Raw genomic sequence first — 18,984 nt, forward strand, 5'->3', positions numbered from 1 at the left:
CTAAATTGCTTTGGTGCACACCGTCGGTTGCCGCTCGGGAATACCCTGAGCCACTGCGCCGCGCGGCGCACTGGGTTTCCACGGGTCACGCATTGCCGCCATGAAATACCATCAGCTGAAAGCGTTCGTCACCGCCGCGGAGGAAGGCAGCATTCGCGCGGCGGCGCGGCGCCTGAACGTGTCGCCGGCCGCGCTGACGAAGGCCGTCAAGGAGCTGGAGATCGCGCTCGGCGTATCGCTCGTCGTGCGCACCGCGCGCGGCGTGCAGCTCACCGCGTTCGGCCAGCGACTGCAGGTGCGCGCGCGGCTGATCGTCGCCGAAATGCAGCGCGCCCGCGACGACATCGAGCAGGCGCAGGGCGCGATGACGGGTTCCGTCTCGGCGGCGATCACGCCCGCGGCGGCCGTGACGATTCTGCCCGACGCGTTTCGTGCGTTCCGGCGCCGCTTTCCGGTGGCGCGCGTCAATCTGGTCGAAGGGTTTCCGGGCGTCGCGCTGCCGCGCCTGCACGACGGTTCGCTCGATTTCGCGGTGGCCGTCGTCGTCCCCGAGCTGCTGGCGGCCGAGTTCGATCATGCGGAGCTCTACGCGAGCCGCTCGCTGATCGTCGCGCGCAAAGGCCATCCGCTCGCGTCGGCCACGTCGCTCGCCGATCTCGTCGAGGCCGACTGGCTGATGAATCCGTCGCCGGAAAGCTCCACGCAGGTGCTGTTCAACTCGTTCGTCGCATACGGGCTGCCGGTGCCGGCGCGCGTGGTCGAATGCCCGAGCTTCGGTCTCGCGCACAGCCTGATGACCGGTTGCGACCTGATCGCATCGATGCCCGAGCAATTGCTGCAGGGCGAGGGGGCGCGCGACCAGCTCGCGGTGCTGCCGATCCGCGAGCGCTTGCCGGGCGTATCGGTGCAGGTCGTCACGCGCCGCGACAGCCCGCTGACGCCTGCCGCGGCGATGCTGCTCGATTGCCTGCGCGATTCCGCGCGACGCAAGGGATTGCGGTGAGCGCACGCCCCGCACGGATTGCGTAGCGATCCTGACGACCAACCGCCGGCATGTGCTGGTCCGCGTACCATTTCGGCGCACGTCGCGCGAGCCGGTATCATAGCGGCCGGCCCGTCGCTTCGGCCGGCTTCCAACTTCATCGCCATCCGGCATCCAGCAATCAGAGGCATCCATGACCAGTGCAACCCAATTCGACAACGTATCGGTCGTCAAGCGCGCGAACGTCTATTTCGACGGCAAGTGCGTGTCGCATACCGTGCTCTCCCCGGACGGCACGCGCAAGACGCTCGGCGTGATCCTGCCGTGCGCGCTCAACTTCGGCACGGATGCGCCCGAATTGATGGAAGTGCAGGCCGGCAAGTGCCGCGTGAAGCTCGACGGCAGCAGCGAATGGCAGACCTACGGCGCCGGCGAATCGTTCTCGGTGCCGGGCAAGAGCCGCTTCGACATCGAAGTGCTCGAGACGCTCGACTACGTCTGCAGCTACCTGTAAGCCCTGCGCGCCGCGCGCGGCAAAGAAAAAGCCCCGCCGAAGCGGGGCTCGTCGCAAATGGATGGCGCAATGCCATCCGGCGCGCCTGTTCTCGTTACATCGTTACAGGCAGGCGCTGATGTCGCCGGCGGCCGCGGCGTCGCCGCGCACGCCGACCCACGTCTTCGCATCCGGCTTCCACGACGGGCGAACCATCGCGGCGGCGCCGTTCGGCGGCTGCTGGCCCGGTACGTACACGTCGGTCGCGAGGCCGTTGGCCAGCACGTTCTGCGAAATCACCTGTTGTTGCGACTTGTCGGCCCAGGTCTTGGCGATGCACGCCGAGACGTCGGGAGCCGCTTTCTGGCTTTGTCCCACGTTCTGCACGGCAGGATCGGCTGCATGAGCAGAAATTGCCACGGTCAATGCGATGAGCGGTAAGTATTTCACGTTCACGTTATCTCCCTCGAGTCGTGATTGATTGAGTGGGATGCGCAGCAGTGCTGCGTGCAAGTGAGATCGCATCGCGCATGCACGGTTCCGGTCATTCCGAAACAAGTTGTTAACGCGCTTGCCAAACGACGGCTCGGATGCTGCGCATGTTGTTGCAGCGCGCCATGTGTCGCGTACGACGCGACGTCATGCGTGCCGCGGTCGGTGCGCTGCCCGATCGTGGTGTGGTGGGGTGGCGGTCGCGACGGGCGGCATGTATACGCATGCCGCGCCGCGACTCTTTATTCGATGGCGAAGTGGAATGGCTATGGATGGCCCCGTCGCATGAGCACCATGATGACAAACTTTCCTCCGCGGAATTGTTAACCAACTTTAAACGGAGGAACGCGACGGGGCGAGCTGCGCGCGCAACGGGCGCGCGGCATCGTGGCGTGGGGTGCGGCGGCGAGGCGGTGCGCGACGGCATGCCCCGCACGCGGGCCGTGTCAGCCGGCCTTGCGCGAACCGATGTCGCGCAGATTGACCGGGACGACCGGACGGAAGCGCTCGCGCTTGTGTTCGTCGTCGAAGTGCTGGAGCGCCGGCTTGATCAGGTCGCTGCGCGACACGAGGCCCGTGATGCGCAGCGATTGCTCGTCGGCGACCACCGGCAGGCGTTCGAGGCCGAGCATCGCGAGGCGCGACGCGACGACGCGGCAGGTTTCGTGCGCCAGCGCGACGGCCGGTGCGCGGCCGGCGAATGCGGCCGCGATCGGCGCGTTGGCGCCGGCCTGCGCGCGGTGCGCATCGAGCGTCGCGCGATCGACGAGGCCGAGCAGGCGGCCGTTCTGCACGACCGGGTAAGCGCGGTGCGTCTGCTTCGCGCCGAAGTATTGCGTCTCGACGGTATCGAGCGTTGCGGCACCGTCGATCGCGACGAGCCGATCGGCCGACGTCATCACTTCGCCGACATCGTGCCGCTCGAGCGGATCGACGCCGTATTCGCGATAGATGTGGTAGCCACGGCGCGCGATCTTCTCCGTCATGATCGAGCGCTTCATCACGATGGTCGCGAAGCCATGCGCGACGAGCGTCGCCGCGAGCAGCGGCAGCAGCGCGTTGGCGTCGTGCGTGAGGCCGAACGCGAACACGATCGCGGTGAGCGGTGCGCCGAGGGTTGCGCCGAGCGTGGCGGCCATGCACACGAGCGGCCATAGCGCCGGATCGCCGCCGGGCAGCACCGGCGACAGCACGGTGCCGAGGCCGGCGCCGAGCATCAGCAGCGGGGCGAGCACCCCGCCCGACGTGCCCGAGCCGAGCGCGATCACCCACATCACGGCCTTCACGATCAGCAGTGCGAGTGCGATCTTCAGCGCGATGTGCTGGTGCAGCAGGTCGCCGATCACGTCGTAGCCGACGCCGAGCGCGCGCGGCTCGAGCCAGCCGCCGATGCCGATCACGATCGCGCCGAGCGCGGGCCACCACATCCAGTGCACGGGCAGCTTCGCGAAGGTGTCTTCGACGCGATAGAGCGCCGCCGACAGGCCGCACGCGAGCATGCCCGACAGCAGGCCCGCGACGATGCACGACAGCAGTGCGACGGGCGTCGGCGCGGCGGTCGTCAGCGGAAACAGCGGATCGACGCCGAAGAACACCGCGCGTGCGAAGCCTGCCACCGCGCACGCGAGCGCGACAGGCAGGAAACTGCGCGGACGCCATTCGAACAGCAGCAGTTCGACCGCGAGCAGCACGGCGGCCACCGGCGTGCCGAACACGGCCGTCATGCCGGCGGCCGCCCCGGCGACGAGCAGCGTCTTGCGCTCGGCGGCGGTCACGTGCACGCATTGCGCGATCAGCGAGCCGAGCGCGCCGCCCGTCATGATGATCGGGCCTTCGGCGCCGAACGGGCCGCCGCTGCCGATCACGACGCCGGACGACAGCGGCTTGAGGATCGCGACCTTCGGCGACATGCGGCTCTTGCCGAACAGGATCGCCTCGATCGCTTCCGGAATGCCGTGGCCGCGGATCTTCTCCGAACCGAAACGCGCCATCAAGCCGACGATCAGCCCGCCGATCACCGGGACGGCGATCACCCATGCGCCCAGCGTGTTGTTCGCGGGAGAATGGTCGGCGAACGAGAACTGCCGGAAGAAGAACAGGTTCGTGAACAGGTGGATCAGGCTCAACAGCACGAATGCGGCAAGCGTGCTGAGCAGGCCGATTCCGGCGGCAAGCAGCGCGATCCTGGGCAGGCGCTCGTTGATCGAGAAATCGCGTTTGTGTGGGGCGTTCATCGGAGTGGCAAGGGTCAGTAATCGATCTGGGGAACCTGGAACGTGCCCTTGAGCGACTTCAGCTCGGCACGATGCATGGCCGCGAGGCGGGCGAGCAGCGTTTCGCCGGCCGGCTCGAGGTGGACTTCGACCTGGCGGCGGTCGGCTTCGCTCGGCTTGCGCCTCACGAGCCCGAGCGCTTCGCAGCGCGTCACCAGCGCCACCACGCCGTGGTGCTGCGCCTGCAGGCGTTCGGCGAGCTCGCCGATGGTTGCCCATTCGCGATGCGGATAGCCCTTGATGTGCAGCAGCAGCAGGTATTGCAGCGGCGTCACGCCTTCGCTTTGCGCGGCGCGTTCGGAGAAGCGCTCGAAGCGGCGCATCTGGTAGCGGAATTCGGACAACTGCTGGAAATCGCTTTTCGTCAGTGCGCGTCGGGTATCGGTCATCGGGGCGGTCGGGCAATCGGTTACGGTGATGAAAATATATCACGACGTGATATAAATGGCCGAAATATCGAGAAATAGCTGTATTTTTCCTCAGCAGACGATGACGTCGTGCGCGGCGCTACGCGGCCTCGAGCATTTGGGTCTGCTGATAAAGGCCCGTGACGAGATCCGTCTGCGTAATGATGCCGACGAGCCGGCGCGACGCATCGACGACCGGAATATGGTGATGGCCCGAATGCGTGAACAGCGGCACGAGCGCCGTGATCGGCATCGTTTCCGGCACCGACGCGACGTCGCGCGTCATCACGGAGGCGACGCTCGCGGGCTGGCCGCCGAACGATTGCGGCAGCCGCGCGCACAGGCGCTGCCACAGCGGGGCCGGGCGGCGCAACGGGCACGTGAGGTCGGCGCGCGTGACGATGCCGACGAGCCGGCCTTCGCCGTCGACCACCGGCAACGCCTTCACGCGGTGGCGCTCGAGCAGCGCGAGCGCGGCCGTGACCGACGTCGACGGCGCCACCTCGATCGCATGCTTCGTCATCAGGTCGGCGCACTTCAACTGGCCGAACGTGCGCGTATAAGCCTGCATTTCGGTTTCGCGCAACAGCGTTTCGAGATCGTCCGGATCGACGTCGAGCCATTCGCTGCGGCGCTTCAGCACCGCGTCGAGGTCGGCGCGCGTGAAGCCGCCGCGCGCCGGTGCGGCGCCGCCGGCCTGCGGTTTCGCTTCGGGGCGCACGCCGCCGTGCGGGTAGCGGTGCCCGGTCAGCGCGTGATAGACGAGTGCGGCCGACAGCAGGATCGCCGATTGCAGCGCGATCGGCTGCAGGACGAAACCGAAGCCGAGCGAGTGGATCGCCGGGCCGCCGACCACCGCCGTGAGCGCGACGGCGCCCGACGGCGGGTGCACGCAGCGCAGCGCGAACATGCCGCCGATCGCGCACGCGATCGCGACCGCGGCGGCCGTGATCGGATCGGCGATCCATTGCGCGCACGCGACGCCGACCGTCGCCGCGACGAGATTGCCGCCGATGATCGACCAGGGCTGCGCGAGCGGGCTCGCCGGTACCGCGAACAGCAACACGGCCGACGCGCCCATCGGCGCGACGAGCAGCGGCACGAGGCCCGGCACGCCGGGCAGCAGCCGCATCGTGGCGCCGACCGTCGCAATGCCCACGAGCGCGCCGGCGCACGAGCGCAGGCGCTCGCGCCAGCCGAGCGTCATCGGATGGGGAATGAAGCTGTGCAGCCATTGCCGCAACGTGCGGCGCGACGGTGAGGAGCCTGACGACATGGAACGGTAAGCGGTAAAAATGACAGCGCGAAGGCGCGGCGACGAGCATCGAAGTATATCGTGTTGTGATATAAATTGCCGCGCTGCATCAGGCCGTTGCACGCGCGCGACGCGCCAATCTTGCAGAATCCTTTCATTGTGTGGGAGCTTGCGTACGCGTAACCGCGCAAATTTGTCTGCAGCAGCGTACAATTCGGCGCACTCGATTCCCCCGTCATCCCAGAACCCCGTACGCGATGCCCGCTCTCCCGCCTTCTCCCCGGCACGGTGATCGATTCGACGTGGTTCGCGACGGTGTTCCGTTATCCCTCTGACGCGAGCGCCGCCAACGCCTCCCCACTGACTCTCCCCAAGCCAATTCAATGGACATGCTCGAAAACATGCGCCTGTTCGTGCGCGTCGTCGAAGCCGGCAGTTTTACCGCGGTCGCGAAGGAAATCGACGCGACCACCGCGCAGGTCTCGCGCGCGGTCTCGAACCTCGAAGCCCACGTACAGACGCGCCTGCTGCATCGCACGACCCGTCACCTCGGCCTGACCGAAAGCGGCGAGCGCTATTTCGAGCGCGCGAAATCGATCCTCGCGGAACTCGACTACGCGAATGCGGAGGCGCGCAACGCGCTGCTGCGGCCGAGCGGCAAGATGCGCATTCATGCGATGACGGGGCTCGGGCAGAGTCATGTCGTGTCGTCGATCGTCCGTTACCAGGAGGACAACCCCGACGTGTCGGTCGACCTGACGCTGGCGCAGCGGATGCCGAATCTGGTCGAAGAGGGCTACGACGTATCGATCGTGACGGCGTCGCAGTTGCCCGATTCGGGCTATGTCGCGCAGACGTGCGGCACGAGCTGCAGCGTGCTCGTCGCCTCGCGCGAATATCTGGCGCGGCATGGCACGCCGCAGACGCCCGACGAGCTGCCGAATCACGTATGCCTGCGCCTCGATACGCCCGCGTCGCCGGCCGGCGAATGGCGGCTCGAGCGCAGCGACGGCGAGGAAACCGTCTACGAGCTGCAGCCGGCGCCGTTCCAGGTCAACGTGCCGGACGCGCTGTGCGTCGCGGTGCGTGCCGGCCGCGGGATCGCGTGCGTGGCGCTGTATACGGTGCTCGACGACATCCGCGAAGGGCGCCTGATCCGCGTGCTGCCCGAGTACCGGCTGCAGACGGTGAGTGTCTATGCCGTCTATGCGACGCGCCGTTATCTCGATGCAAAGATCCGCACCTTCCTCGATCACCTGCGCACGACGCTCACGCCCGCGCTGGAGAACGATCTGCGCGAGCTCGACCGGCTGACGACCGAGCAGATGCCGGGCGGCCGCCGGCGCGCGTGACCGCGCATGCGTGTCGCCGCGGCGTTCATCGGCCGGCGGCGCGATGCGGATCCGCTCGAAGCGATCAGGTGGAACCGAGTATGGAAATCGTATCGATATCAGCCTAACCTCGACGGACTATCGATCGATTCAAGCATTGAATGATTGAACTGCACCAGCTTCGCTGCTTCGTCGCCGTGGCCGAAGAACTGCATTTCGGTCGTGCGGCCAGACGGCTCTTCATGACCCAGCCGCCGCTCAGCCGGCAAATCCAGTTGCTCGAGCACGCGCTCGGCATCGCGCTGCTCGCGCGCAGCAGCCGGCAGGTCAGCCTGACCGCGGCCGGCGAACGCTTCCTGCGCGACGCGCGGCACATCCTCGAATTCTCCGCGCGCGCCGAGCAGGCCGCGCAGCGCGTCGCGCACGGCCGGGCCGGGCGCATCACGCTCGGCTTCACGGCCGTCAGTGCGTACCGGATGATTCCGGTGCTGCTCGCGCACGCGGCGCATGCGTTGCCGGACGTCGACGTCGAATTGCGCGAGATGGTGTCGACCGTGCAGATCGACGCGCTCGCATCGCGGATGCTCGATGCGGGTTTCGTGCGCCAGCGCGCCGCGCGCCAGCCGCTCGAATACCGGCTCGTGCAGCGCGAACCGATGCTCGTTGCGGTCGCGGCGGGCGCGCCGCTCGCGGCCTACGAGCAGATCGGCCCCGACGAGCTCGACCGGCAGCCGTTCATCGCGTATTCGCCGAACGAGGGCAAGTATTTCCACGACATGATTTCGGGAATGTTCGCGAGCGCCGGGCGGCTGCCGAACTACCTGCACTACGTCGGCCAGACGCATACGATCCTCGGCCTCGTGCGAGCGGGGCTCGGCGCGGCGCTGGTGCCCGCGTCGGCGCGCGAGCTGCATGTCGACGGCGTGGTGTTCCGGCCGCTGGCGGGCGTCAATGTGGCGGCCGAGCTGTATCTCGCGTGGCGAGCGGACAACGACAATCCCGCGCTGCCGGTGTTCAACGCGATGGTCGAGCGTTTTCTGACCCAGAGCACGGACGACGTGGGCGTCTAGCGGCGCCTGCTCGCCCGAAGGGTTGTCGCGCGCTCGGGAAACTCGGAAAAACTCTGTCGTCTGATGCGGGCGACGAGGCGATTGCCCGCGCGATTCCGGTCGACAACGCGGCTGCGCCCGGTGGGTACCACGCGGACGCGCGGCGCGAAACCGCCGCGCGCAGCAGGACGTCAGTGGGTGATCGACAGGAACAGGTAAGCGGCGAACAGCGCGACGTGCACGACGCCGTGCAGCACTGTCGTGCGGCCCTGGCTCAGCGTGAGCGTGCTGACCAGCAGCGTGAGCGCCAGCAGGACCGTTTCCATCGCGCCGATCCCGAGCGTGAGCGGCTGGCCGACCCAGATGAACACGGCGGCGACGGTCGGAATCGTGAGCCCGATGCTCGCGAGCGCCGAACCGAGCGCGAGGTTCATGCTGGTCTGCAGCCGGTTCGCACGCGCGGCGGTGACGGCCGCCAGCCCTTCCGGCAGCAGCACGAGCGCGGCGATCACGATACCGACCGCGGCTTCGGGCGCGCCCAGCTTCAGCACCGCGTGCTCGACCGCCGGCGACAGCAGCTTCGCGAGCAGCACGACCGCGACGAGGCTCGCGAACAGCAGCACCATGCTGATGACCGCGGTGCGGTTGCTCGGTGCGGCCGCGTGCACCGCTTCGTTCGCGCTGTCGTGCTCGGCGAGGAAGTAGTCGCGGTGGCGCACGGTCTGCACGAACACGAACGCGCCGTACAGCACGAGCGACGCGACGCCGGCGAACGCGAGTTGCGATTTCGAGAAGAACGGGCCCGGTGCGGCGTTCAGGTAGTTCGGCATCACGAGCGACAGCACCGACAGCGACGCGAGCACCGCGAGCGCCTTGCTCGCGCCGCGCCCCTGGAAATCCTGTTCGCCGTGCTTCCACGCGCCGACCAGCAGGCAGATGCCGACGATGCCGTTACAGATGATCATCACGGCGGCGTACACGGTGTCGCGGGCCAGGCCCGATTTCTCGGGGCCCGCGCCGAGCATCACCGATACGATCAGCGCGACTTCGATGACGGTCACGGCGACCGCGAGCACCAGCGTGCCGAACGGTTCGCCGACCCGGTGCGCGACGACTTCCGCATGGTGGACGGCGGCAAACACGGCGCCGGCGAGCGCGGCGGCGAACACCGCGATGACGAGGCCTTCGGCCGGTACGACGCGCGACAGCGCGAGTACCAGGCAGGCGGCAAGCGGGGCCCAGAGGGTCCAGCGCGGGAGCTGGTTGGACGAGAGCGGCATGGAGGGTTTCCTTATGGTGGTGGCGGCGCGCGGCGCGCCGTCACGGATTGACGAAGCCCGGCCGTACTATCTGCCGAACAAGGACGATGAAACCGAAGGGGGCCGCGCGCAATGGCGCTGCCCGGGGTTCGCTGCCGCGAGGCGGCGAGGGGCGGGGCGGGCCGAGGCCCGTCGCGGGATGAAACGATTCGATGCGGTTGCCCGCGGACGGCGAGACGCACGCATGTGCGGCGTGCAGGCCGGAGGCTCGATTCGACCCCGGAAGGGAGCGATGAACGGCGGTGACGGCGCGACACGCGTTCCCCCTGGAATCCGGCGATTTGTCGAATTTTATCAGGCGTTCGGGGGTCACTATCTCATATTCGAGCGCTTACATTGACCTTTCGGTTTGCAAAAAGTGCCCCGATCTTTCGATTTTTTTGTCGTTGCAGTTGCCGTCATGGCGTCTTGCGTGACGCATACGGGCTCGCCCTGACATAAATCTACCGACCGGTCGGTTTATAATCGCTCGCACTTCCACTTCATGACGGATCGCAAGCGATGGCTGTTTCTTCTGCACATTCGGTGAACTCGGGCGCGCTGGCGCCGTCGGCCGTCGTCGGCGTGATCGGCGCCGGCGCGATGGGTGCGGGCATTGCACAGGTCGCGGCGGCGGCCGGCCATACGGTGCTGCTGTACGACCTGAACGAAGCGGCCTGCGACAAGGCGCTGGCCGGCATCCGCGCACAGTTCGCGCGGCTGGCGGAGAAGGGCCGGCTCGAATCGGCGCAGGCCGACGCTGCCGGCAACCGGATCCGTGCGGTGCGCGCGCTGGCCGATTGCGCGGGCGCCGCGCTTGTCGTCGAGGCGGCGGCCGAACGGCTCGACGTGAAGCGCGAAATTTTCGCGACCCTCGAACGGCATGTCGACGACACGTGCGTGCTGGCGACCAACACGTCGTCGATCTCGATCACGTCGATCGCGGCCGGGCTGCGTGTGCCGCAGCGCGTCGCCGGCCTGCATTTCTTCAATCCGGCGCCGCTGATGGCGCTCGTCGAGGTGGTCAGCGGGCTCGCGACCGCGCCCGAGGTCGCCCGGATGCTGCATGCGACCGCCGCCGCGTGGGGCAAGCAGCCGGTGATGGCGAAATCGACGCCGGGCTTCATCGTGAACCGCGTCGCGCGGCCGTATTACGCGGAGGCGCTGCGCGTGCTGAACGAGCAGGGCGGCGCGCCGGCTTCGATCGACGCGGTGATGCGCGAAGCCGGCGGGTTCCGGATGGGGCCGTTCGAGCTGATGGACCTGATCGGCCACGACGTGAACTTCGCGGTCACCGAATCGGTGTTCCGCGCGTACTTCAACGACCCGCGCTACACGCCGTCGCTGATCCAGCAGGAACTCGTGAACGCGGGGTTCCTCGGGCGCAAGTCGGGGCGCGGTTTCTATTCGTATGCGGACGGCGCGACGCCGCCCGCGCCCGATCTCGAACCGCCGTGCGCCGCGCCGGCCGACGTCGTGCTGTTCGCGCAGGACGGTCCGGCCGCCGCGCTGCTCGCACGCTTCGCCGAACGTATCGAAGGCGCGCGGCGCCACGACACGCATCCGGACGATCGGCTCGCCGTGGCCGGCCGCGCATCGATCGCGCTGACCGACGGCCGGACGGCCACCGCGCGCGCCGCGCAAACGGGCGTCGCGGATCTCGTGCTCGTCGATCTCGCGCGCGATTACGCGCAGGCCGGCCTCGTCGCGCTGACCCGCGCGCTCCAGTGCAGCGACGCGGCGTACGCGGATGCGGTCGGCCTGTTCCAGCAGGCAGGCTTTCGCGTCGTCGGCGTGGCTGACGTGCCGGGGATGGTCGCGATGCGCACCGTCGCGATGCTCGCGAACGAAGCGGCCGACACGGTCAACCAGGGCGTGTGCTCGCCGGCCGATCTCGATCTCGCGATGGAGAAGGGCGTGAACTATCCGTGCGGCCCGCTCGCGTGGGCCGATGCGATCGGCCTCGGCCGCGTGCATCGCGTGCTGTCGAACCTGGCGGCGAGCTACGGCGAGGACCGCTATCGCGTGTCGCCGCGGCTCGCCGCGCTGCATGCGGCCGGCCGCACGTTCCGGTCGTAGCCGCGGCGCCGTCCTTCGAACACGACAACGACATCACGCCATTGGAGGAGCCCCCGATGACTCACCCGACGCATCCCGCCGCCGCCCTCGAACCGATCGAGACCGCCAGCCGCGACGAACTGCAGGCGCTGCAGCTCGAACGCCTCAAGTGGTCGCTGCGCCACGCGTACGACAACGTCCCGCACTATCGGCGCACGTTCGATGCGGCGGGCGTGCATCCGGACGACCTGAAGTCGCTTGCCGATCTCGCGAAATTCCCGTTCTCGACCAAGAGCGACCTGCGCGACAACTATCCGTTCGGCCTCTTCGCGGTGCCGCGCGAGCAGGTCGTGCGCGTGCATGCATCGAGCGGCACGACCGGCAAGCCGACCGTGGTCGGCTACACGGCGCGCGACATCGATACGTGGGCGAACGTGACCGCGCGCTCGATCCGCGCGGCCGGCGGCCGCCCGGGCGATACGCTGCACAACGCGTTCGGCTACGGCCTGTTCACCGGCGGCCTCGGGATTCACTACGGTGCGGAGCGACTGGGCTGCATGGTCGTGCCGATGTCCGGCGGGCAGACCGAGAAGCAGGTGCAATTGATCCGCGATTTCGAGCCGAAGATCATCCTCGTCACGCCGTCGTACATGCTGAACCTGATCGACGAGATGGTGCGGCAGGGCATGGATCCGGCCGAATCGTCGCTGAAGATCGGCATCTTCGGCGCCGAGCCGTGGACGCAGGCGCTGCGCGACGAAGTCGAGACGCGCGCGGGCATCGACGCGCTCGACATCTACGGGCTGTCGGAAGTGATGGGCCCGGGCGTCGCGTGCGAATGCGTCGAGACGAAGGACGGCCCGGTGATCTGGGAAGACCATTTCTACCCGGAGATCATCGATCCCGTCACCGGCGAAGTGCTGCCCGACGGCAGCCGGGGCGAGCTGGTGTTCACGTCGCTGACGAAGGAGGCGATGCCGGTGATCCGCTACCGCACGCGCGACCTCACCGCGCTGCTGCCGCCGACCGCGCGCGCGATGCGCCGGCTCGCGAAGATCACGGGCCGCTCCGACGACATGCTGATCGTGCGCGGCGTGAACGTGTTCCCGAGCCAGATCGAGGAAATCGTCGTCGCGCTGCCGCAGCTGTCGGGCCAGTTCCAGATCACGCTGTCGCGCGACGGTCACATGGACCGGCTCGACCTCGCGGTCGAACTGCGTTCCGAGGCGGCGGCGTCGGTCACCGACGGCGACCGCGCGGCCCTCGCGCGCGAGCTGCAGCACCGGATCAAGACGATGGTCGGCGTGTCGTCCGGCGTGACGGTGCTGGCGGCCGGCGGCATCCCCGCGACCGCGACCGGCAAGGCGCGCCGCGTGATCGATCGCCGCCAGGCCGCCTGATTTCGATAGCTGGCGTTCTAACCGAGGAAACCTGTTCGATGGATGGATTGAAGACCCTGGCCGTCACGGTCGATGCGCGCGGCATCGCGACCGTCGCGCTGCAGCGCGGCGACGTGCTGAACGCGTTCGACGAGACGATGATCGCCGAGCTGACCGACACGTTCACGACGCTCGGCCGCCGCGACGACGTGCGTGCGATCGTGCTGCGTTCGGACGGCCGTGCGTTCTGCGCGGGCGCCGACCTGCAGTGGATGCAGCGCGCGAGCGCGAACGACGCGGCCGCGAACCTGCGCGATGCGGAGCGGTTCGCCGCGATGATGCGCGCGATCCGGCAATGCCCGAAACCGACGGTCGCGCGCGTGCAGGGCCACGCGTTCGGCGGCGGCGTGGGCCTGTGCGCGGCGTGCGACATCGTGATCGCGAGCGACCACGCGCGCTTTTCGGTCAGCGAGGCGCGCTTCGGGATCCTGCCGGCCGTGATCGGCCCGTATCTGGTCGAGGCGGTCGGCCAGCGCCAGGCGCGCCGGCTCGCGCTGACCGCGACGCAGCTCGCGGCCGCCGAAGCCGTCGCGATCGGCCTGATCCACCAGGCCGTGCCGCTCGATGCGCTCGACGACGCGCTCGAGCGGACGCTCGCGGAACTGGGCCGCAACGGCCCGCACGCGCTGATGGAGATCAAGCGCTTTTTCGACGCGATCGGCGAGTATCCGCCGTCGGACGAACGCGCGGCGTTTACCGCGCAGACGATTTCCCGCGTGCGGGCGACGCCGGAAGCGAAGGAAGGCTTCGCGGCCTTCTTCGCGAAGCGTCCGCCGGCGTGGGAGGCGGGCGCCGAATAAGGCGGCACGGCGCCGATCGACGGCGACACAGGGCCGGCCGCATTTTGCGTCTCGGGCACGAGCGCTTGCACTACAATGCGTGACCCCCGGCGCTGCCGGCCCCGTCCCGACCGATGCTTCGCACGATGATCGTCAACCGCCTTGTCTCCGAGATCCTGTTCGGCTTTACCGGCCTGATCGGCATCATCAACCCGATCGGCATCGCGTTCCTGTTTCTCGAACGGACCGAGGCGCTCACCGCGCACGAACGGGATCTGCTCGCGAGGAAGGTCGCGTTCAACGCGTTCGTCGTCCTGATGGTCGCGTTCTTCGCCGGCACGCCGGTGCTGCATTTCTTCGGGATCTCGATGGAAGCGCTGCGGATCGGCGGCGGCTTCGCGGTTGCCGTGGCCGGCTGGCAGATGCTGAACGAACCCGACGGACCCGGCGGCGGCGATACGCCGGTGAAGCCGATCGACGCGAACGCGATCATGACGCGCGCATTCTTCCCGTTGACGGTGCCGCTGACGGTCGGCCCCGGTTCGATCGCGACCGCGATCGCGCTGAACGCGAACCGCACGCACAAGCTGTCGGAATTCATGCTGTCGAGCATCGTGTCGATCGCCGTGTCCGTGCTCGTCGCGGTCGTGATCTGGCAGGTGTACAGCCGTTCCGCGCTGCTCGCGCGCTACCTCGGCAGCGAAGGGACCAAGGTCGCGAAGCGCGTGTCGGCGTTCCTGCTGCTGTGCATCGGCGTGCAGATCATGCTGACCGGTTTCTCCGCGTTTCTGCAGCCGCTCGCCGACCAGGTCAAGTAATCGGGACGCCCCGGCTCAACCTTTCATGCAGCCTGTACGCGGCGCGCGGTCATACGCGTTCGCGGCTTGCGGGATACCATGCGACGTCTGGCGGATGCGCGGCGCATCCGGCCGCAATCCCAACTTGAGTGGCGAGGCGTGCAATGGAATACGTGAAATTCGGGTCGACCGGGCTGGACGTGTCGAAACTGGTGCTGGGCTGCATGACCTTCGGCGAGCCGTTTCGCGGCACGCATCCGTGGACGCTGCCGGAGGCGGAAAGCCGCCCGATCATCCAGCGGGCGGTCGAGGCCGGCATCAACTTCTTCGACACCGCGAACATGTATTCGGACGGCACGTCCGAGGAAATCGTCGGCCGCGCGCTGCGCGATTTCACGAAACGCGACGACGTCGTGATCGCGACCAAGGTGTTCTACCGGATGCGGCCGGGGCCGAACGGCGCCGGCCTGTCGCGCAAGGCGATCATGACCGACATCGACCAGAGCCTGAAGCGGCTCGGCACCGACTACGTCGACCTCTACCAGATTCACCGCTGGGATGACGGCACGCCGATCGAGGAGACGCTCGAGGCGCTGCACGACGTCGTGAAGGCCGGCAAGGCGCGCTATATCGGCGCATCGTCGATGTTCGCGTGGCAGTTCGCGAAGGCGCTGCACACGTCGAGGCAGAACGGCTGGACGCGCTTCGTCAGCATGCAGAATCACCTGAACCTGCTGTATCGGGAAGAAGAGCGCGAAATGCTGCCGCTGTGCGCGGACGAAGGCATCGCGGTGATTCCGTGGAGCCCGCTCGCGCGCGGACGCCTGACGCGCAACTGGGACGAAACGTCGGAACGGCAGCAGAAGGACGAAGTCGGCCAGCGGCTGTACGACGCGACGATCGACTCCGACAAGGCGGTCGTCGAGGCCGTCGCCGCGATCGCCGCCGCACGCAACGTGCCGCGGGCGCAGGTCGCGCTGGCGTGGGTGGCGCAAAAGCGCGGCGTGACCGCGCCGATCGTCGGTATTTCGAAGCCGCAGCAACTGGACGATGCGCTCGGCGCGCTCGCGCTGAAGCTGACCGACGACGAAATCGCCACGCTCGAACGCCCGTACGTGCCGCACGCGGTGGCCGGGTTCAACTGAGCGGCGGCGCGGGCGGCGCCGGCGCCGCCGTCAGCGCGCGGCGGCGAGCATCGGGTAGGTGAACAGGCCGAAGTGGACGACGTTCAGCCCCGCGTGCGCGAGCGCGGCGGCGAGCAGCCCGCCGCGCCGCCACGCGAGGCCATAGCCGACGCCGGCCACCGTGCCGAGCACGATCCATTGCCAGCCGCCCGCCGCGTGCGCGGCGCCGAACAGGACCGCGCCGGCCGCGAGCGCGACCCACGGGCCCCACGAGCGGGCGCCGAACACGCGGGTCAACCCGCCTTGCACGTAGCCGCGGAACAGCGCTTCCTCGGCAAGCGTCACCAGCAACAGGTTGTTCACGAGCCACAACCAGCCGGACGGCGGCCATTTGGGCGCCCAGCCGACCATCCCGAACGCGAGCGCGCCGGCCAGGCACGCGCCGGCCGTTGCGACGGCCGCCACGACGCCGGTGCGCAGCGCGCGCGACGGCGCGACGTCGGGGGCGACCCACGGCAGCGTCCACAGCAGCCACAGGCCGACGAGCGGCTTGTCGAAATTCAGGTACATCGTGAACGGGACGGCGTCCGGCGTGAAGCGGGTCGGCCCGATCACGCGCGGATTGTGGAAGCCGGGAATCAGGTGCAGGCTCAGCGCGATCGCGAGCGCGGCAAAGACGAGGTGCGCGGCGATGCGCATCGCGAGCGGGCGCCCGGGCAGCACGCCCCAGCCGGCCGCGACCAGCAGCGCGAGCGGCGCCAGCGTGATCGGCGCAAGCTGGCCGAACGCCAGCGCGCCCGCATAGCCGAGCGCGGCGAGGCCGATGCTCAGGCCGTGCAGCGGACGATGCCACGCGAATGCGGCGGCCACGAACAACGCGAGCCAGATCGTGGCACACGGAAGGAGCGAAAGGGACATGACGGAAAACGGACCGGCGGACGAGACGCCGCGCATCATACAGCAGGTGCCGTGACAACATGCGGCCGGACAGCCGCCCGGCCGCGTGTCAGCGGCCGGCGGTTTCGGTGACGCCGCTGCGGCCCGGGATGTCGACGCTGTTGCGCACGCGCATCCGCCGCCGGTACCAGAACGTCCACAGCAGCAGGCAGCCGAACACCGTGTAGCCCATCACCGGCGACACGACGAGCACGCGTTCGACCGGCCAGTTGGCGACCATCCACCAGCGCAGCAGCATCTCGAGCGTCATGATGGCGCCCCACACGAACGTCATCAGCCGCAGCATCTGCCGCAGGCCCGGTTGGGCGTCCCAGACGGCTTCGAAGTGCGCGGCGCCGCCGTCCATCTCGCGGGCCACGGTCGCGCGGGCCAGATAGTAGATCAGCGGGCGTTCGCGCAACAGCGACAGCAGGAACACGATGCCGATCGTGCCCGAGCCGATCGATTCGCGCATCAGCAGCGTGCGCGGACTGCCGCCGAACGCCATTCCGACGATCGACAGCGTGATGCCGAGCAGCACGATGGCCGCCACCGCGTCGACGCGGCGCGAGCGGATGAATTCGACGATCGACCAGATGATCGGCGGAACGGCCGACGCGTACAGCGCGCCGGTTTCGCCGAAATGCGGATGCGCGACCCGATAGGCCACCCAGGGCAGCACGAGGTTGACGAAGAGTTCGAGAATCAGTCCGGCTCGCGGTTTCACGGTGCGCCATTCCACGCAGGTCGGGGCGGACGCGCGAAACGCGTGGTTGCCCCCGGTTGTCCCGAATAGGGTTCGGTTCAGTATATCGAAGAATCGCGCGGGGTTGCGACGTCGCCTGCCGCAATGGGTTCGCGGTGCACGAGCCTGCGCGGCGCGGCGTGCATCGATGCCGCGGCCGCGCCGGCGGTCAGCACACGGCCGGCTGGACGATGATCTTCACGTTGCGGTCCTTGTGGTTGACCAGTTCCTCGAAGCCGTGCGCGACGATGTCGCCGAGCGCGATGCGCCCGGTGATGAGCGGCTGCACGTCGATGCGGCCGTCCGCGATGAAGCGGATCACGTCCGCGAATTCGCCGTTGTACGCGAGCGAGCCGATCACTTCCTTCTCGGTCGACACGATGTCGAAGAAGTTGAACGGCGCCGGTTCCTCGAAGATGCCGACCATCACCGACTTGCCGGCCTTGCGGATCGCGTCGATCGCGAGCTTCGCGGTGGCCGTGTGCCCGATGCATTCGAACGACACGTCGGCGCCGCAGCCGCCCGTCAGCGCCCTGACTTCGGCGATCGCGTCGGACGTTTTCGGGTCGATCACGACGCTCGCACCGACCTCCAGCGCCTTCTGCTTGCGCGCGGCCGACATCTCCAGCGCGATCACGCGCCCGGCGCCCGCGGCCTTCGCGCACATGATCGTGCACAGGCCGATCGTGCCCGCGCCGACCACGACGACGGTCTGCCCGACGATGTTGCCGGCCTTCTTCACCGCATGCAGCCCGACCGCGAGCGGTTCGATCAGCGCGCCGGCCTCGGTCGGGAAATCGTCGGGCAGCTTGTACAGCAGTTCGGCCGGCACGTTCACGTATTCCGCGAACGCGCCGTTGTTCATCAGCCCGGTGAACGCGAGGTTCTCGCAGATGTTGTACAGCCCGTGCCGGCAATACCAGCAGGTGCCGCAATGCTGGCACGCGTCGGCCGTCACGCGATCGCCGACCGCGAAGCCCGACACGCCCGCGCCGAGCTCGGCGATCTCGCCGCTGAACTCGTGGCCGAGGATGCACTGGCCCTTCAGGCCGGTCAGCGGATGCGGCGCGTCGACCGGGATGAACACGGGCCCGGCGACGTATTCGTGCAGGTCGGAGCCGCAGATGCCGCACCAGTGCACGCGAATCGTGACCCAGCCCGCGGGCGGGCGCGCCGGAACGGGAACCTCTTCGACGCGGATGTCGTGGCGGCCGTGCCAGACGGCGGCCTTCATGCGGGGTGTGATGCTCGGTGCCGATGTACTCACGTTGCTGTCTCCGTCAGGTTGTCGTCGGGCGCGCGGCAACACTGCCGGTGCGCCCGTCGCGCGATTGCGCGATCGACCGGTATGCAGGAACGGGGCCAGCGTGAATCGGGGTGGTGCGTGGCGGCCGGAAGGGGGCGTTGGATGCATTGCACCATGTCGCCTGGTGCCGACCGGCCAGGATTCGGGAGGAATGGCGCGTCGGATTTGCTGCGATAGCGGAACATCGAATCCGCTGAGACGCCGGGACGTTCGTCTCAGC

General features: G+C 68.4%; 17 protein-coding genes. 9 read left to right on the forward strand and 8 right to left on the reverse strand.

What is annotated here, in order from left to right:
• Window positions 1-100 precede the first annotated feature (100 nt).
• Both HWX62_RS10820 and HWX62_RS10825 read left to right on the forward strand, forming a co-directional pair.
• On the forward strand, window positions 101-1,003 hold the full coding sequence (locus HWX62_RS10820) for a LysR substrate-binding domain-containing protein (protein ID WP_175928600.1): 903 nt from the start codon (window positions 101-103) through the stop codon (window positions 1,001-1,003).
• 172 nt (window positions 1,004-1,175) lie between these two features.
• Complete coding sequence (locus tag HWX62_RS10825; protein WP_175928599.1) at window positions 1,176-1,496, forward strand: pyrimidine/purine nucleoside phosphorylase; 321 nt, start codon at window positions 1,176-1,178, stop codon at window positions 1,494-1,496.
• A 102-nt stretch (window positions 1,497-1,598) separates the two neighbouring features.
• Here the strand turns inward: HWX62_RS10825 and HWX62_RS10830 are convergent, their stop codons facing one another.
• From HWX62_RS10830 to HWX62_RS10845, 4 genes are all read right to left on the reverse strand, one after another.
• On the reverse strand, window positions 1,599-1,931 hold the full coding sequence (locus tag HWX62_RS10830) for a hypothetical protein (protein WP_175928598.1): 333 nt from the start codon (window positions 1,929-1,931) through the stop codon (window positions 1,599-1,601).
• Window positions 1,932-2,413: 482 nt separating this feature from the next.
• A complete protein-coding gene (locus HWX62_RS10835; protein WP_175928597.1) occupies window positions 2,414-4,201 on the reverse strand; it encodes a chloride channel protein in 1,788 nt (595 codons plus the stop codon).
• A gap of 14 nt (window positions 4,202-4,215) precedes the next feature.
• Window positions 4,216-4,629 carry a helix-turn-helix domain-containing protein gene (locus tag HWX62_RS10840; RefSeq protein WP_175928596.1) on the reverse strand — a complete coding sequence of 138 codons (414 nt, stop codon included), beginning with the start codon at window positions 4,627-4,629 and terminating at the stop codon, window positions 4,216-4,218.
• Between the two features lie 118 nt (window positions 4,630-4,747).
• Window positions 4,748-5,923 carry an HPP family protein gene (locus tag HWX62_RS10845; RefSeq protein ID WP_175928595.1) on the reverse strand — a complete coding sequence of 392 codons (1,176 nt, stop codon included), beginning with the start codon at window positions 5,921-5,923 and terminating at the stop codon, window positions 4,748-4,750.
• A gap of 362 nt (window positions 5,924-6,285) precedes the next feature.
• Between HWX62_RS10845 and HWX62_RS10850 the strand changes: the two genes are divergently transcribed.
• Together HWX62_RS10850 and HWX62_RS10855 are read left to right on the forward strand one after the other, a co-directional pair.
• Complete coding sequence (locus HWX62_RS10850) at window positions 6,286-7,254, forward strand: LysR family transcriptional regulator (RefSeq protein WP_175928594.1); 969 nt, start codon at window positions 6,286-6,288, stop codon at window positions 7,252-7,254.
• A 140-nt stretch (window positions 7,255-7,394) separates the two neighbouring features.
• Window positions 7,395-8,303 carry a LysR substrate-binding domain-containing protein gene (locus HWX62_RS10855; RefSeq protein WP_175928593.1) on the forward strand — a complete coding sequence of 303 codons (909 nt, stop codon included), beginning with the start codon at window positions 7,395-7,397 and terminating at the stop codon, window positions 8,301-8,303.
• Window positions 8,304-8,473: 170 nt separating this feature from the next.
• Here HWX62_RS10855 and HWX62_RS10860 read toward each other — a convergent pair whose 3' ends face one another.
• On the reverse strand, window positions 8,474-9,562 hold the full coding sequence (locus tag HWX62_RS10860; protein WP_175928592.1) for an ionic transporter y4hA: 1,089 nt from the start codon (window positions 9,560-9,562) through the stop codon (window positions 8,474-8,476).
• A 540-nt stretch (window positions 9,563-10,102) separates the two neighbouring features.
• Here HWX62_RS10860 and HWX62_RS10870 point away from each other — a divergent pair.
• The 5 genes from HWX62_RS10870 (at window position 10,103) to HWX62_RS10890 (ending at window position 15,798) form a co-directional block, all read left to right on the forward strand.
• Entirely contained in the window at window positions 10,103-11,659 is a 1,557-nt protein-coding gene (locus tag HWX62_RS10870) for a 3-hydroxyacyl-CoA dehydrogenase (RefSeq protein ID WP_175928591.1), read from the forward strand.
• Window positions 11,660-11,715: 56 nt separating this feature from the next.
• Complete coding sequence (paaK, locus tag HWX62_RS10875; protein WP_175928590.1) at window positions 11,716-13,038, forward strand: phenylacetate--CoA ligase PaaK; 1,323 nt, start codon at window positions 11,716-11,718, stop codon at window positions 13,036-13,038.
• 38 nt (window positions 13,039-13,076) lie between these two features.
• Window positions 13,077-13,877: an enoyl-CoA hydratase-related protein gene (locus HWX62_RS10880; RefSeq protein ID WP_175928589.1), complete on the forward strand. Its 801-nt coding sequence runs from the start codon at window positions 13,077-13,079 to the stop codon at window positions 13,875-13,877.
• A gap of 125 nt (window positions 13,878-14,002) precedes the next feature.
• Window positions 14,003-14,674: a MarC family protein gene (locus HWX62_RS10885; RefSeq protein ID WP_175928588.1), complete on the forward strand. Its 672-nt coding sequence runs from the start codon at window positions 14,003-14,005 to the stop codon at window positions 14,672-14,674.
• Between the two features lie 143 nt (window positions 14,675-14,817).
• A complete protein-coding gene (locus HWX62_RS10890) occupies window positions 14,818-15,798 on the forward strand; it encodes an aldo/keto reductase (protein WP_175928587.1) in 981 nt (326 codons plus the stop codon).
• Between the two features lie 30 nt (window positions 15,799-15,828).
• Here the strand turns inward: HWX62_RS10890 and HWX62_RS10895 are convergent, their stop codons facing one another.
• The 3 genes from HWX62_RS10895 to HWX62_RS10905 form a co-directional block, all read right to left on the reverse strand.
• Window positions 15,829-16,695, reverse strand: a complete 867-nt coding sequence (locus HWX62_RS10895) for a CPBP family intramembrane glutamic endopeptidase (protein ID WP_175928586.1) — start codon at window positions 16,693-16,695, stop codon at window positions 15,829-15,831.
• Window positions 16,696-16,783: 88 nt separating this feature from the next.
• The gene (locus HWX62_RS10900; RefSeq protein ID WP_175928585.1) at window positions 16,784-17,440 is read right to left on the reverse strand and encodes a VC0807 family protein; all 657 of its coding nucleotides are present in this window, start codon (window positions 17,438-17,440) and stop codon (window positions 16,784-16,786) included.
• 187 nt (window positions 17,441-17,627) lie between these two features.
• Window positions 17,628-18,692 (reverse strand): 2,3-butanediol dehydrogenase, encoded by a 1,065-nt coding sequence (locus HWX62_RS10905; protein ID WP_175928755.1) that lies wholly within the window; start codon window positions 18,690-18,692, stop codon window positions 17,628-17,630.
• Window positions 18,693-18,984: the final 292 nt, after the last annotated feature.

The sequence above is a fragment of the Burkholderia sp. BCC0506 genome (assembly GCF_902833145.1).
Lineage (GTDB): Bacteria > Pseudomonadota > Gammaproteobacteria > Burkholderiales > Burkholderiaceae > Burkholderia.